Genomic DNA, 13,683 nt, shown 5'->3' with positions numbered 1-13,683 from the left:
CGCAAGCTCCCGCCACTCAGAAGTGGTCTATGCGCAGGAAGGGCTTGCTGCAGAAAGGAATTTCGACTCGGAACGGCTCTGAATTTCGACGTGGTGCCCGGGACGGGAATCGAACCCGTACAGCTTGCGCCGAGGGATTTTAAGTCCCTTGTGTCTACCAGTTTCACCACCCGGGCGGGCAGCCCTGGATTATCGCATGGGCGGCACGCCCCGCCCAGCCGAAGCGGCCCAGGCCGCTGACGTTTTTTTCCTATAGCCGGCTCGGCGACTCTGGCTCAATGAGGCATCCCCTCATGCGGAGCCGAAATGAACCGCCGCGCTTTTCTCAATGCCGGGCTCATCCTCGCCGGCAGCACCGTGATCCCCGGCCGCGTGCTCGCCGCCGGGCAAGCCTTGCCTGCCGAGGCCCAGGCCCTGCTCGCTGCCGCCGCCCGTGCGCCATCGAGCCACAACACCCAGCCCTGGAAGATCGCGATCCATGAGGCCCGACGCTGGACTCTGGAACCCGATGCGGGCCGCAGGCTTTCCGCCATCGATCCCGAAGGACGCGAGCTGTGGCTGAGCCTGGGCACGCTCTGTGCCGCGCTGGGCGCCGCGGCCGCGGCCCGCGGCCTCGCCCTCGCCCCCTGCGAGGAGGCGGCGGGACGGGTCGCGCTGAGCTTTGCACCCGGCCCCCGCGCCGCGGACGCCGCGCTGCTGCGCCGCCGCACCTTGAGGCAGGACTTCGCACCCCGTCCGGGGCTGACCCGGGAATGGCCGACCCTGAGCGAAGGCATCCCCAATTTGCACTACATCCCTATGGCCAGCGCCGCGGGCGGCGAGATCGCCAGCGCGACGCTCAAAGCGAATGCCCGACAGGTCGAACTCGACCCGGTCTGGGAGGAGCTCGCCGACTGGATACGCTGGCGGCACGAGGATGCCGTCGCGAATCCGACCGGCCTGACCCCTGAGACGCTGGAGCTGCCCTGGCTGGTCCGCCAGTGGGTCGGCGCGCTGTGGTCGCGCGAAGACGTGCTGACCCGCTCTTTCCGGGTGCGCGGCCTCGACCAGGTCGGACAACAGATCCACCAGGGCGAAGGCTGGCTCGTCGTCACCCGCGACGCGGACAGCCGGCGCGACTGGCTCAGGGCCGGAGAAGCGCTGATGCGCTTCTGGCTCAGAGCCGTCCCCGCCTCGCTCGCGCTGCATCCGATGTCCCAGGCGCTGGAGTTCCCCGACGCGCGCCGCGAACTCGAAGCCCATCTGGGCCTGGGCCGCATCCAGATCCTGGCCAGGTTGGGAAGCCGTCGCTATCCGGACGCGACGCCCAGTCCCCGCCTGCCCCCCGCCGCTTTTACCCACCTCGTCTGAAGGAAGACCGATGAAACATGCCCTGCGCCTTCCCGCGCTGCTCGCGATCGCGCTGCTTGCCGCCTGCTCCACGCTCACCCCCGCAAACCCCGGCGCCGCCAGCGCCGACTGGCAGGTGCTCCGTCAGAGCGCCTCTGAGGACGTCCGCATCCGCCCGGCCACGCCGCCGCGCGCCTTCGTCGCGCCACGCCTCGGCAAGGTTCGCTTCCAGGCCGCCGACAAGAGCGAGGATGCGGCCGAACTCGAAACGCTGCGGCAAAGCCTCGCGGACAGCCTGAAGCAGGAACTGGCGAGCGCCCCGGCCAGCACCGCTGCACCGACGCTGAACGTGACCCTGTCCGATCCGCGCCCGGTCTCGCCGGTGCTGAACGTCGCCAGCGCGCTGCTGCTCTTCGTCCCGCTCGACACTGGCGCGATCAGCGTCGAGGCGGAGCTCGTCGCGCCTGACGGAGCCCGGATCGCGATCTGGCGCGAGCGCCTGTCCGGCGGAGTTCTCGATATCTCGGGCAGTCTGTCGCGCTGGGCCAGGGTCCGCAACGCGCTGACCGACTGGGCCAAGCGCTGCGCACATCAGCCGCCGTGGTCGTCCGGCGAGCAGGCATCGTAAAGCCGGAAGGGCTCGGCGGCGCGCGACGCCTCGCGCCTGAGCCCAACCGGAGTCATGCCCGTGAAGCGGCGGAATTCGGCGATCAGGTGAGACTGGTCGAAGAAGCCGGCTTCGGCCGCGAGCTCGGCATCCGAGCTCACGCGTATCGCTTCCAGGCTGCGGTAGAAGCGCTGGATGCGGGCCAACACCTTGGGCGGCAGCCCGAAGCAGGCGCCGACCCGCCGCTCCAGCGTCGCCCGGCTCAGGCCCAGCGCATCGGCCGCCTGCGCGACCGGCAACCGATCGAGCGTGCGCATCACGACGAGGCTCTGCTCGGGCGTCCAGACCAGGCGCTCTCCGGTTCGCGCCAGCGCATGCCGAATCTGCTCCAGGATCCAGTCGCGCTGGGCCGCCTCGTCGGCGGGCGGCGCGGCGAGTTGTGGCCACAGTGCGCGCAGCGGCAGCACCCGACCGGCGAGCGCCTCGGCCGGCACACCCAGCACGGCCGGCGCAACGCCGCCGGCCAGCTTGACCAGCCAGGCGCTGGCCCCACCGCCGCGCGCCCAGACCCGGCCCGTCTCGCGCATCGCGCCCCAGCAGGCCGGCTCGCAGAACACTCCGCCACCGTCGAGACCGCTGAAGCCGAACTCTCCTTCGACCGGAAAGCCCAGGTGCACGCGCGCGCCGGCGAAGACCGGCATGCCTTCGTCCACGCCGAAGCGGATCCAGCTCAGACGCTCGATCCAGGGTTTCAGCGAAGCGGGGACGGGATGATCGCTCAGTTGCATCGGCGCCATTTCGAAAGCTCGGGCCGCACTCAGGCAAGCGTGCTGGTCCGCAGCGGAGTCTAATGCCTGCGATCCGCAACCGAAAGCCGGACGGATCGCCGGAGACGACCGGGCATCCCCCGCCCCATCTCCGCCCCAGCGGGAGGACACGATCCTCTCCGCCCTCCGCCCTCGATTTTTTCCTCGATCCCACCAATACGGCGTTGCCAAAGCCCGGGCGCGCTGCAACACTGCCCTCCAGCCGCGCGAGCGCGCGGACTCCGGATACGGGAGGCGGGATGGACAGGACTTTCGAACAGGACGAAGGCCGGATCATCGGCCATCTGGGCCTGGGACGCGCCAACGGGCACACCGGCCTGCTGCGCGTCGCGGCCGGCGACACGATCGTCGCGCGGATCGAAGGCCGGATCGCTCTGAGCCTGCTCGGCGTCGATACGCCCGAGCTGAGTCTGCCGCTGCCCGACAGCCCGCACTTCGTGCGCACCGACGATCCGACCTGGCAGACCTTCCTCGAAGATCCGTTCGCGTCGAACCTGCCACCGATCTCGCTCGATGGCGCGCTGCGCGACTACCTCGCGCCTCGCCTCGGGCGTGCGAGCGCGGCCAACCACTACCGCCACGCCGAAACCGCCGCACGCGGCCTCGAAGCGGAGATCGCCACCGATCTGGCTGCGACCGGCAAGGCTCCCGAAGACCTGCACCTCAGGGTGCTCTTCGAGCGCGAGCCGCTCGACGCCTACGGCCGCATGCTCGGCTGGATCAGCGTCGAGGACACCGGAGACTGGCGCCCGCCGACCTACAACCACAGGATGATGATCAAGGGCCTCGCGATGCCTTACTTCATCTGGCCCAACGTCGCCCCCTTCCGCTACGAGGCAAGGCTGCGCTCGGCCGTGCCGGCACCGGGCAGCGCTGCGCACATCGCCTCGACCGACGAGAAGCTCGCGCAGGCGCGGGAATGGTACAAGTCCAATCGCGAGGCCGGAGTCGGCGTCTTCGACCCCGAGGATCCGCTGCTCCTCCAGCCCTTCGAGCTGCGCTACCTCGCGCAGCGCCGCGCCCCCGAGCGCTGGGTCATCGACCTCGCGAAAGCCGACGACCGACTGATCCCGCCTCAGCGCTATTTCGAAATCGAGCATCCGGAGGACAGGCTCTTCGTCCCCGACGAATACCTCGAACTCTTCCTCGCCCGCGGCTGGCGCAAGGGCTAACCCGCCCTCTCCCCAGCCCCTCCCCCGCGAGCGGGGGAGGGAAAATTCTTTGAGCTCAAAGCGGGAAAACCACTCTTCCCTCTCCCCCGGAGGGAGAGGGACTGAGGGAGAGGGGGCGTGCAAATCAGCGCTGCTGCAGCACCGCGAGAAAGTCGGTGCCATAGAGCGCGAGTTTGCGCTCGCCGACCCCGGTCAGATCGAGCATCGCTTCGAGGCTCTGCGGGCGCAGATCGAGCATCTGCTTCAAGGTCACGTCGCCGAAGATCATATAGGCCGGAACGTTGTTCTCTTCGGCAAGCTGGCGCCGGCACTGGCGCAGCGCAGCCCACAGGGCCCGCTCCTCGTCGCTACCGAACTCGATCTCGCGGCGCACGCTGGGCGCCGCGGCATGGGTATCGCGGACCCGGCGCAGCTGCAAGCCCTGTTCGCCGCGCAGCACCGGCCGGCAGGCTTCGAGCAGGATCAGACCGCCGTGCTCATTGACACCGATCAGGCCGGTCGCGACGCACTGGCGCAGCAGCGAACTCCACTGCGCATCGCCGATCGCGCTGCCCAGCCCGAAAGTGCTCAGGTTCTCGTGCCCTCTCTCCTTGACCTTGGGCGTCTCACGTCCGCGCAGGATGTCGATGATGTGGCCGGCGCCGTAGCGCTGACCGCTGCGGTAAATCGTCGACAGCGCCTTCTGCACCGCCTCGGCCGCATCCCAGGTCTCGGGCGGCGACAAGCACATGTCGCAGTTGCCGCAGGGTTCCGAGTCCTCGCCGAAATAACGCAGCAGAACCTGACGGCGACAGCTCGGCGCCTCGCAGTAACCGAGCAGCGCGTCGAGTTTCTGCCGCTCGACCCGCTTGATCTCGTCCGGCGCCTGGGACTGTTCGATCATCTCGCGCTGCAGCACCATGTCCTGCAGGCCGTAGGCCATCCACGCGTTGCTGGGCAGGCCATCGCGCCCCGCCCGGCCCGTCTCCTGGTAATAGGCCTCGAGCGATTTGGGCAGATCCAGGTGGGCAACGAAGCGCACGTCGGGCTTGTCGATGCCCATCCCGAACGCGATCGTCGCGACCATGATGATGCCGTCGCCGCGAATGAACTTGGTCTGGTGCGCCTCGCGCGTCGCCGCGTCGAAGCCGGCGTGGTAGGGCAAGGCGGAGAGGCCCTGCTCGCGCAGCCACTTCGCGGTCTCTTCGACCTTCTTGCGCGACAGGCAGTAGACGATGCCCGAATCGCCGTCGTGGCTGGCGCGGATGAAGCGCAACAGCTGCCGCCTCGGGTTGTCCTTCTCGACGACCGTGTAGCGGATGTTGGGCCGGTCGAAGCTCGCGAGGAAGACCCTCGCCTGCTGCAGCGCCAGGCGCTCGACGATCTCGCCGCGGGTCGCCTGATCGGCCGTCGCGGTCAGCGCGATCCGCGGGATCCCGGGAAAGCGCTCGTGCAGCACCGAGAGCTGGATATAGTCGGGGCGGAAGTCGTGCCCCCACTGCGACACGCAGTGCGCCTCGTCGATCGCGAACAGCGCGATCTTCGCCTGCGCGAGCAGTTGCAGGAAGCGCGGCGTCGTCAGCCGTTCGGGCGCGACATAGAGCAGATCGAGCTCGCCTTCGAGCAGCTCGCGCTCGATCACCGAAGCGTGTTCGGGCGGCAGCGTCGAATTGAGGAAGGCGGCACGCACGCCCAACAGTTTCAATGCGCTGACCTGGTCCTGCATCAGCGCGATCAGAGGCGAGACGACGATGCCGCAGCCGCTGCGGATCAGGCTGGGAATCTGGTAGCACAGCGACTTGCCGCCACCGGTCGGCATCAGCACCAGCGCGTCGCCGCCTTCGCTGACGTGCTCGACGATCGCCTGCTGCTCGCCGCGGAAAGCCGGATAGCCGAAGACGCGGCGCAGCGTCGAAAGGGCGGGGGAGGAAGCGGATTCGGTGGAGGCTGACATCGGGCGCGATTATACCGGCCACACCGATGCGGCCGCGAAAACAGCAAAACAAGGCAAGGTGAAACCGGAAACATCCGGTAATCTGCGCCCGTCTTCATTCCTACGATGAGCCATGAACCCCAGCCCTGCCTGCCTCGCGCTGTTGATCCTGTTTGCCCTCCCCGCCCGCGCCGAGATCTACAAATGGACCGACGAGAAGGGCAAGGTCCACTACGGGGACCAGGCTCCAGCCACCCCGAAAACGAAGACCCTGGACATCAAGCCCACCCAGCCGGGCTCGGCCCAGGCTTTGCGCCCGGCTGGCAAGTCATCCGGAGGAGACGAGCGGGTCCGCGGCGGTCTCTATACGGGACTCAAGCACAGCGAGGCGGACAAGATCAGGGAGACCTGCCAGCGTGACGGCAAAAACATGTCGCTCGCGCAGATCCGCGACAACTACTGCGGCCTGGAATACGCCGGCTGCCGGGCGCTCAGGGAGTACCAGCAGGAGACCGAAAACTCGGTCGCCCGCCACCGCGGAGACGGCGGAGCAGCCCAGGCGCTCGGCGACGCGATGCTCAAGCAGCTCAAGGCAAAAATGGACGCAAAGGGCTGCTGATCAGCCCCGTCTTGCCCACCAGGCGCCAAGCAGCGAAGTCGCTGCGATCGCCCAGCAGACCGGCAGGAGGCCGGCGCTCGCCGCGGAGAGGCCGAAGATCCACGGCACGCCGGCGCCGGACAGGTTGCCGAACAGCGAACGCAATCCGATCGCCTCGCCGATCCGCCCCACCGGTGCGTAGCGGTGCAGCAGCGCCAGCACATTCGGCTGAGCGCTGCCCACGCCCGCGCCCAACGCGAAGGCGAGCGCGAAGAGCGCCAGAGTCCAACTGACGAAGGGCAGGATCAGATAGACCGCGGCGACCAGCAGCAGCGAAGCGCCGATCATGACCCACTGCGCGATCCGGTGCGCAATCGCCGGGATCACCAGGCGAACCAGGAAAGTCCCCAATGCAAAGCTGGACATCATCGCGCCGATCGCGGTCGCCGAGAGATTCGCATGATGGCCCAGCACCGGGCCGAGAAAAGTGAAGGCATCCCAGGCGACCGCGTTGGCCGCCGTGACGATGTAGATCCGGCGCAGGCCGGCATCGCCGAGCAGTCCCCGCCAGCCCGCCCCGAGCTTGCCCGACGCGGCGGGCTGAACCGAGCGGGGATCCGCGGGCAGGCGGCTCACCAGAGCCAGGGTCGAGCAGCAGGCCAGGGCCAGAACCGCAAAGGCCGCGCGGGGTCCCGCCAGATCGATCACGGAGCCGGCGACGGAGGGCCCGATCACCGCCGAAGTCGAGAATCCCAGCGACATCCATCCGAACAAGCCCACCCGTTCGGCCTCGGACGCGACGGGAAGACTGCCAACCGCGAACTGGACTGAGACCGTGACCAGCGTCAGACCGCAACCGCACAGCAGCGCCGACAGATAGATCGTTGGCAGCGCCAGCACGGCGACCGGCGCGAGGATACCGGTCAGGATCAGCGCGATGCCCAGCAGGCTGACCCGACGTGGGCCGAAGCGGTCGATCCAGCGCCCGAACTGGAGCGAGAACAGCGCCGGCAGGATCGCGTAGAGGCCGATGATCAGCCCCGCCGCACCGTCCCCCGCGCCGCTCTTAAGCGCGAACAGCGTCGCGACGACGCGACCGCCGGACACGGCGACATGGCCGAGCGTCAGGATCGCGATCAGGGGCAGCAGGCGGGGGGGAGGACTGAGCACCAGCAGATCTTAGCCCTGCGCTGCGGCCTCTTCATTCGAAATGGCGCCCATTGCGTGTTTCCGATCCGCCACAGTGGCGCCGACGCGGATTGACCGCCCGCGCCCAAGGGGCAAGACTGAGGCCTGCGACGCTGCGTGACCGGTGCGGCACAGCCGGCCGGCCACGGCGGTGCGAAGCCTTTTCGCGCCTTCCCCCCTTTCCGTCGCCCCTTCTGGAATCGAAACAAATGACAAACTCCGCCTCTCCGAAGAGACGCGAAGCCGCGATGCCTTTCATCATGCTCACGGCGCTGATCGACATGGTGTCGATCGGCCTGATCATCCCGGTGCTGCCCGCGCTGGTCGGCAGCTTCACGCACTCGCAGACCGACCAGACCTTCTGGTACGGCGCGGTGATCCTCGCCTTCGCGGTCGCGAACTTCTTCGGCTCGCCGATCCTGGGCCGCCTGTCCGACACCCACGGCCGTCGCCCAATCCTGTTGCTCGGCTTCTGCGGTCTGTCGCTGACCTTCTTCGCGACCGCGCTGGCCACCGCGATCTGGATGCTGATCGTGGTTCGCCTGGTCAGCGGCCTGATGAACGCGAACCTTGCGATCGCCAACGCCTACGTCGCCGACATCACGCCGCCCGAGGAGCGGGCCAAGCGCTTCGGTCTGCTCGGCGCGATGTTCGGACTCGGCTACATCATCGGCCCGGTCATCGGCGGGCTGCTCGGCGCGATCGATCTGAGGCTGCCCTTCTTCGTCGCCGGCGCATTCGGGCTGCTCAACCTCGCCTACGGCTACTTCGTGCTCCCCGAATCGCTGCCGCCCGAGAAGCGCCAGAGCCACGGCACCCAGCTGAACCCGCTGCACGCGCTCCGCGAGCTCTCCAGCCTGGGGGACGCGAAAACGCTGATCATCGCGATCGCCTTCAGCAGCCTCGCACAATTCACGATGTTCGCGACCTGGGTGCTCTACACGACTTACAAGTTCGGCTGGGGGCCGCTCGAGAACGGCTGGTCGCTGGCCGTCAGCGGGGTCGTCTCGGTTCTGGTCCAGGGCCTGCTGCTGGGCCCGCTGCTGCGCCGCTTTTCTGCCACACGGCTCGCGACCGCGGGCATGATCTCGGGCTGCCTGGCCTATTTCTGCTTCGCGCTAGCCGGCCAGGGCTGGATGATGTATGTCGTGATCCTGATGAACTTTCTGGGACACTCGGTCGCGGCCTGCATCCAGAGCATCATCTCGAAGGCCGCCGATGCGCAGAGCCAGGGCCGGACGATGGGCGCGGTCAGCTCGCTGAACAGCCTGATGGCCGTGCTGGGCCCCATCGTCGGCACGGTCCTGCTGGGTGCGGTCTCGCATCTGCCCCGCGGCGACTGGCGGATCGGCACGCCTTTCTTCTTCTGCGCGCTGCTGCAGGCCATCGCGATGATCTTCGCGCTGCACGCCTTCCGCAGCCGCCCCGCTCTTTCCAGGCGAGCCACGCGCGAAGCCGCGCAGTGAGATCGGCCGCTCAGCTTTCTCTGGACAGCGGGGCCGGCAGGCCGGAAAATTGCCGGCTTCGCTTTTTTCCGTGCCGCCCGGCACGGCAGCCAGGACTTACGATGCCCTCCTTCCTATCCTTCCCGGTGCGCACATGAGCACCGGTCCCGAAATCGCGCGCCGCCGCACCTTCGCAATCATCTCCCACCCTGACGCGGGCAAGACGACGCTGACCGAAAAGCTGCTGCTCTTCGCGGGCGCGATCCAGATCGCCGGCTCGGTCAAGGCGCGCAAGGCCAGCCGCCACGCGACCTCGGACTGGATGGAGATCGAAAAGCAGCGCGGCATCTCGGTCGCCTCGTCGGTGATGCAGATGGAGTACCGCGACTGCGTGATCAACCTGCTCGACACCCCGGGCCACCAGGACTTCTCGGAAGACACTTTCCGCGTGCTGACCGCTGTCGACGCGGCGCTGATGGTCATCGATGCCGCGAACGGCGTCGAAGCCCAGACCCTGCGCCTGCTCGACGTCTGCCGCGCGCGCGGCACGCCGATCCTGACCTTCGTGAACAAGATGGACCGCGAGGTGCGCGAACCGCTCGAACTGATGGACGAGATCGAGCGCGTGCTGGGCATGTCCGCAGTCCCCTTCACCTGGCCGGTCGGCATGGGCAAACGCTTCCACGGCGTCTATGACCTGCGGCGCGACCGGATGCGCGTGTTCCGCGCCGGCGCCGAGCACCTCGACGAAGTCCACGACGACATCATCGAAGGTCTGGACAACCCGGTCTCGGTCGAACGCTTCGGCGCCGAATACGCGACCGCCCAGGGCGAGATCGGTCTGCTGCGCGACGCGTCTCCCGAATTCGACCGCCAGGAATTCCTCGACGGAAAGCAGTCGCCCTTGTTCTTCGGCTCGGCCGTCAACAACTTCGGCGTCCGTGAAGTGCTCGACGCGCTGGTCGATCTGGCGCCGACTCCGGGCCCGCGCGTCGCCATCCAGCGCAGCGTCGATCCGGCCGAGGAGAAGTTCTCCGGCGTCGTGTTCAAGATCCAGGCCAACATGGACCCGGCCCACCGCGACCGGATCGCGTTCGTGCGCGTCTGCTCGGGCCGCTTCGACCGCGGCATGAGGCTCAAGGTCTGCCGCAACGGCAAGGAGCTGCGTCCCAACACGGTCGTCTCCTTCCTGTCGCAGCGGCGCGAAATCGTCGATACGGCCTACGCCGGCGACATCATCGGCATCCCGAACCACGGCACGCTGCAGCTCGGCGATACGCTGACCGAAGGCGAGGACCTGCAGTTCACGGGCCTGCCCTACTTCGCGCCGGAATCCTTCCAGGCCGTCGAAGTCGCCGACCCGCTCAAGATCAAGCAGCTACGGATCGGCCTGCAGCAGCTCGGCGAGGAAGGCGCGATCCAGGTCTTCAAGCCGGCCGACGGCAGCGCGCTCTTGCTCGGCGCGGTCGGCCAGCTGCAGTTCGAAGTCGTCGTGCACCGGCTCAAGACCGAGTACGGCGTCGCGGCCCGCCTGGCCGGCTCGCGCTACAAGCTCGCGCGCTGGATCACCTGCGACGATCCGCTCGAACTGCGCCGCTTCATCGACGCGAACCAGCACCGGATCGCCTACGACGTCGTCGAAGCGCCGGCCTTCATGGCCGCCTACGAATCCGAGTTGCGCGTCGCCGCCGAACTCGCACCGAAGATCAAGTTCCACGCACTGCGCGAGCACGCCGGACGGGTCTTCCAGAAAGGCCTCGCGGGCTGATCCGCTCATCACGCTGCGCCAACAAAAACGCCCCTCGCGAAGGGGCGTTTTTGTTGGCGCAGCGCGGAGAGTTGACGGCGCCCTCCCCTGCCAACTGGATGACGTTTGCCTGTTGTACCAACATCGCAGGAATTCGTGCTGCGCCGGGCTGCGGAAGTGGCACACAAATCCCTGACCGATTTCATCCTGGATAGCGCCTGTCTGGCCGCGGAGCAGACACTGCTGGATCAGCGTCTGTTCATGGCCACGGGCACTCAGTACCAGGCCCTGATGGATCTGCTGGAACCCCCCGAGCAGAGCAATGAAGGCCTGCGCGACCTGTTTTCGCGCAAGGCCCCCTGGGAAGCAAAGTGAGCCTGAGCGGCCCCGAGTCGTTAGCCGCCCAACACCGGCTTGACGATTTCGATTGCGGCAAACCTGCGCTGAACGACTGGCTGCTGCGCCACGCCCGGCAGGCCCAGGCAAGCGGCTCAGCCAAGACCTTTGTCGTAACCGATACGGGCAGAGTGGCTGGCTATTTCAGCCTGACGGTCGGCCAGATCGACACGCTTGACGCGCCTGAGCGCATCCGCAAGGGGATGGGGCAATACCCCGTCCCGGTCGTGATTCTGGCCAGGTTGGCGGTCTGCGCCCAGGATCAGGGTCGTGGCATCGGCTTTGGCCTGCTTCAGGATGCGATTCGTCGCACGCTGTTGATCGCCGAACAAGCCGGCATCCGCGCCATGCTGACCCATCCGCTCGACGAAGAAGCTGCGCGCTTTTACACCCGCTTTGGCTTCATCGCCTCACCGCTGCGCGACAGGCAATTGCTGCTCCTGCTGCTCAAGGACACCCCGGCATCGCACAACGGTCCGCGTAGAGGCTGTTGCACATGCTGACCGAGGACCGCCGGACCGAGGCGGTCGGCTAGGAGCGTTCACGCTGATTGGCCGCCGAGCCCCTCCCCCCGGACGGCAGGCAGGATCAGATGCTCGGTGAGCGGAGCGAGCACCAAGGCGCATGGGGAATCGAGCTCCAGCCACGCGATTTCCTCAATCTCTCTCTCGGGACGCAAGGTGCCTTGGGTTTGCACCATATAGACCGAAGCCTCCACGACATAACCTGGCTCGTTCACTGCTGGCGCGGAGAACCGTCCGATGAATCTGGCGCTTTCAGCTTTTATCCGGCACCCAAGCTCTTCCTGAATCTCCCTGGCGAGGGTGACGAGCTCCTGCTCGCCAGCTTCGGGCTTCCCTCCGGGCTGCATGAAAGCTCGGCTACCGGCTTTTCTGACGAGAAGCATCCGGCCTTGGGTATCCACAATGACGCCAGCCACAACCTGAATGGTCCGGCAAGCCGGTAAGGATGTCATTTCGCCCATTTTGGTGGAGGCGGCAGGTAGTTTTCCATGAGCTCGATCAGCGTTGCGGGCTGTTCGGAGACGATGAGCATGTCGCGATAGGCGGACCTCATGAATCCTTCAGCCACCATGCCACCGATCATTGCGAGCAGGGGCTGAAAATAACCCTTGGCATTGAGCAGAGCACAGGGCTTTTCATGAATGCCAAGCTGAGCCCAAGTCCATTGCTCGAACAGCTCTTCAAAGGTCCCCGCTCCACCTGGCAGCGCGATGAACCCATCCGAAAGCGCCGCCATCTTCTCCTTGCGCTCGTGCATCGAGGCGACGACATGTAGCTCGCTCAATCCTGTATGCGCAATCTCCTGCTTGACGAGGTGCTCAGGCATGACGCCCAACACCCTGCCGCCAGCCGCGAGCGTCGCATCGGCAACGGCCCCCATGAGGCCGACTTTCCCGCCGCCATAGACGAGCGTAATACCTGCCTCGGCGAGGCAGCCCCCCAGCTGACGGGCAAGGAGGGCGTAATCCTGATGATTACCGACGCTTGATCCACAAAACACACAGAGGCTACGCAAGACGGCCCTCCAAGCAATGACTGTATAAAAATCCAGTTTACTATCGAAGCGATTCGCTAGTAAACGGGCTCTCATCCACTGCTAGTGAGCCTACATCCTTGGGCTTGCTTCTTTAACCGAAGAAATGCCCCCACAGCGCCGAGGCGGGCATGATCAGCACCAGGGCCGGCAGCATGTTGACGATGGGAAAGATCTTGATCCCGCAGATCCGCAAACCCGTCGCGAGCATGATCACACCGCCGCAGGCCGAGAAGTCGGCGAGCATCGTCGGCGTCGTCAGCGGCAGCAGCAGCCCGGCGCACGCGAAGAGCAGGCTCTGGATCGCGATCTGCGGAAGCGCGATCAGCACGACCGGGAAGCCCAGCTCGGCGGCGAAGATCGCTGCCGTGAAGAGGTCCAGCACCGATTTGGCGAGCAACACGTTCGCCTCTCCGGTCATGCCTTCGTGCATCGAACCGAAGATGCCCATGCCGCTGGCGCAAAACAGAACCAGGATCGTCACGAACTTGCGCACGAAGCCGGGAACGCGGGGATTGCCCCGCTCGGAGGGGAAAGACTTCTCGACGCGGGTCTGGGCCCAGGTCAGCGCGAGCTCCAGCCCGCGCTCCAGACGCAGCAGCTCGCCGATAAAGGCCCCGACCAGCATCGCGAGCGCGACGGCCGGCAGAGCGTGAACCTTGTTGGTCAGCGTGACGCCGATCGCGACCGAAATGATGCCGCAAGTCAGCGGCAAGGCTTCGCGGACGCGCTCGGGCAGCCTCCGTCCGGACAGTGCTCCGACACACCCACCCAGCACCAGCGCGGCGCTATTGACCAATGGCCCCAGCATAAGACTCCCTGTTCCGCCGCCGGAACCCACTGAAGGGGAAGCCTGCCCACAGAACCATGTTGTTGATATGAAGAGCGAATTTTACTGGTTGTAG

General features: G+C 66.8%; 14 protein-coding genes and 1 tRNA gene. 8 read left to right on the top strand and 7 right to left on the bottom strand.

Annotated elements, in window-relative coordinates; genetic code table 11:
- Positions 1-91 precede the first annotated feature (91 nt).
- A tRNA-Leu gene (locus ACHFB9_RS04860) sits at positions 92-176 on the bottom strand.
- 130 nt (positions 177-306) lie between these two features.
- Between ACHFB9_RS04860 and ACHFB9_RS04855 the strand changes: the two genes are divergently transcribed.
- On the top strand, positions 307-1,350 hold the full coding sequence (locus ACHFB9_RS04855; RefSeq protein WP_417069858.1) for a hypothetical protein: 1,044 nt from the start codon (positions 307-309) through the stop codon (positions 1,348-1,350).
- A 10-nt stretch (positions 1,351-1,360) separates the two neighbouring features.
- Positions 1,361-1,957, top strand: a complete 597-nt coding sequence (locus ACHFB9_RS04850) for a hypothetical protein (protein ID WP_417069857.1) — start codon at positions 1,361-1,363, stop codon at positions 1,955-1,957.
- Here the strand turns inward: ACHFB9_RS04850 and ACHFB9_RS04845 are convergent.
- The gene (locus tag ACHFB9_RS04845; protein ID WP_417069856.1) at positions 1,921-2,724 is read right to left on the bottom strand and encodes a helix-turn-helix domain-containing protein; all 804 of its coding nucleotides are present in this window, start codon (positions 2,722-2,724) and stop codon (positions 1,921-1,923) included. The genes ACHFB9_RS04850 and ACHFB9_RS04845 overlap by 37 nt on opposite strands.
- Positions 2,725-3,002: 278 nt before the next feature.
- Here ACHFB9_RS04845 and ACHFB9_RS04840 point away from each other — a divergent pair, with 278 nt between their 5' ends.
- Positions 3,003-3,935, top strand: a complete 933-nt coding sequence (locus ACHFB9_RS04840) for a hypothetical protein (RefSeq protein WP_417069855.1) — start codon at positions 3,003-3,005, stop codon at positions 3,933-3,935.
- 124 nt (positions 3,936-4,059) lie between these two features.
- On the opposite strand, the gene recQ is transcribed toward ACHFB9_RS04840, so the two are convergent.
- Positions 4,060-5,868 carry a DNA helicase RecQ gene (gene recQ, locus ACHFB9_RS04835; protein WP_417069854.1) on the bottom strand — a complete coding sequence of 603 codons (1,809 nt, stop codon included), beginning with the start codon at positions 5,866-5,868 and terminating at the stop codon, positions 4,060-4,062.
- 112 nt (positions 5,869-5,980) lie between these two features.
- On the opposite strand from recQ, the gene ACHFB9_RS04830 reads away from it, so the two are divergent.
- The gene (locus ACHFB9_RS04830; RefSeq protein WP_417069853.1) at positions 5,981-6,466 is read left to right on the top strand and encodes a DUF4124 domain-containing protein; all 486 of its coding nucleotides are present in this window, start codon (positions 5,981-5,983) and stop codon (positions 6,464-6,466) included.
- Here ACHFB9_RS04830 and ACHFB9_RS04825 read toward each other — a convergent pair whose 3' ends face one another.
- On the bottom strand, positions 6,467-7,615 hold the full coding sequence (locus ACHFB9_RS04825; protein WP_417069852.1) for an MFS transporter: 1,149 nt from the start codon (positions 7,613-7,615) through the stop codon (positions 6,467-6,469). It abuts the gene before it with no gap.
- A 227-nt stretch (positions 7,616-7,842) separates the two neighbouring features.
- Between ACHFB9_RS04825 and ACHFB9_RS04820 the strand changes: the two genes are divergently transcribed.
- The 4 genes from ACHFB9_RS04820 (at position 7,843) to ACHFB9_RS04805 (ending at position 11,724) form a co-directional block, all read left to right on the top strand.
- Positions 7,843-9,099, top strand: a complete 1,257-nt coding sequence (locus tag ACHFB9_RS04820) for an MFS transporter (RefSeq protein ID WP_417069851.1) — start codon at positions 7,843-7,845, stop codon at positions 9,097-9,099.
- Positions 9,100-9,232: 133 nt separating this feature from the next.
- On the top strand, positions 9,233-10,846 hold the full coding sequence (locus ACHFB9_RS04815; RefSeq protein WP_417069850.1) for a peptide chain release factor 3: 1,614 nt from the start codon (positions 9,233-9,235) through the stop codon (positions 10,844-10,846).
- A 156-nt stretch (positions 10,847-11,002) separates the two neighbouring features.
- Positions 11,003-11,200, top strand: a complete 198-nt coding sequence (locus tag ACHFB9_RS04810) for a DUF1778 domain-containing protein (protein WP_417069849.1) — start codon at positions 11,003-11,005, stop codon at positions 11,198-11,200.
- Complete coding sequence (locus ACHFB9_RS04805; RefSeq protein WP_417069848.1) at positions 11,197-11,724, top strand: GNAT family N-acetyltransferase; 528 nt, start codon at positions 11,197-11,199, stop codon at positions 11,722-11,724. The genes ACHFB9_RS04810 and ACHFB9_RS04805 overlap by 4 nt, the downstream gene beginning before the upstream one ends.
- Positions 11,725-11,762: 38 nt before the next feature.
- On the opposite strand, the gene ACHFB9_RS04800 is transcribed toward ACHFB9_RS04805, so the two are convergent.
- The 3 genes from ACHFB9_RS04800 to ACHFB9_RS04790 form a co-directional block, all read right to left on the bottom strand.
- The gene (locus ACHFB9_RS04800; RefSeq protein ID WP_417069847.1) at positions 11,763-12,128 is read right to left on the bottom strand and encodes an NUDIX hydrolase; all 366 of its coding nucleotides are present in this window, start codon (positions 12,126-12,128) and stop codon (positions 11,763-11,765) included.
- A 65-nt stretch (positions 12,129-12,193) separates the two neighbouring features.
- A complete protein-coding gene (locus ACHFB9_RS04795) occupies positions 12,194-12,760 on the bottom strand; it encodes a TIGR00730 family Rossman fold protein (RefSeq protein ID WP_417069846.1) in 567 nt (188 codons plus the stop codon).
- Positions 12,761-12,872: 112 nt separating this feature from the next.
- Positions 12,873-13,589 carry a DUF554 domain-containing protein gene (locus tag ACHFB9_RS04790; protein ID WP_417069845.1) on the bottom strand — a complete coding sequence of 239 codons (717 nt, stop codon included), beginning with the start codon at positions 13,587-13,589 and terminating at the stop codon, positions 12,873-12,875.
- Positions 13,590-13,683: the final 94 nt, after the last annotated feature.

This window comes from Niveibacterium terrae, assembly GCF_048213115.1.
Taxonomy (GTDB): Bacteria; Pseudomonadota; Gammaproteobacteria; order Burkholderiales; family Rhodocyclaceae; genus Niveibacterium; species Niveibacterium terrae.
Note: the sequence above shows the minus strand (reverse complement) of the source record. Positions and strands in the feature narration are given on the sequence as shown.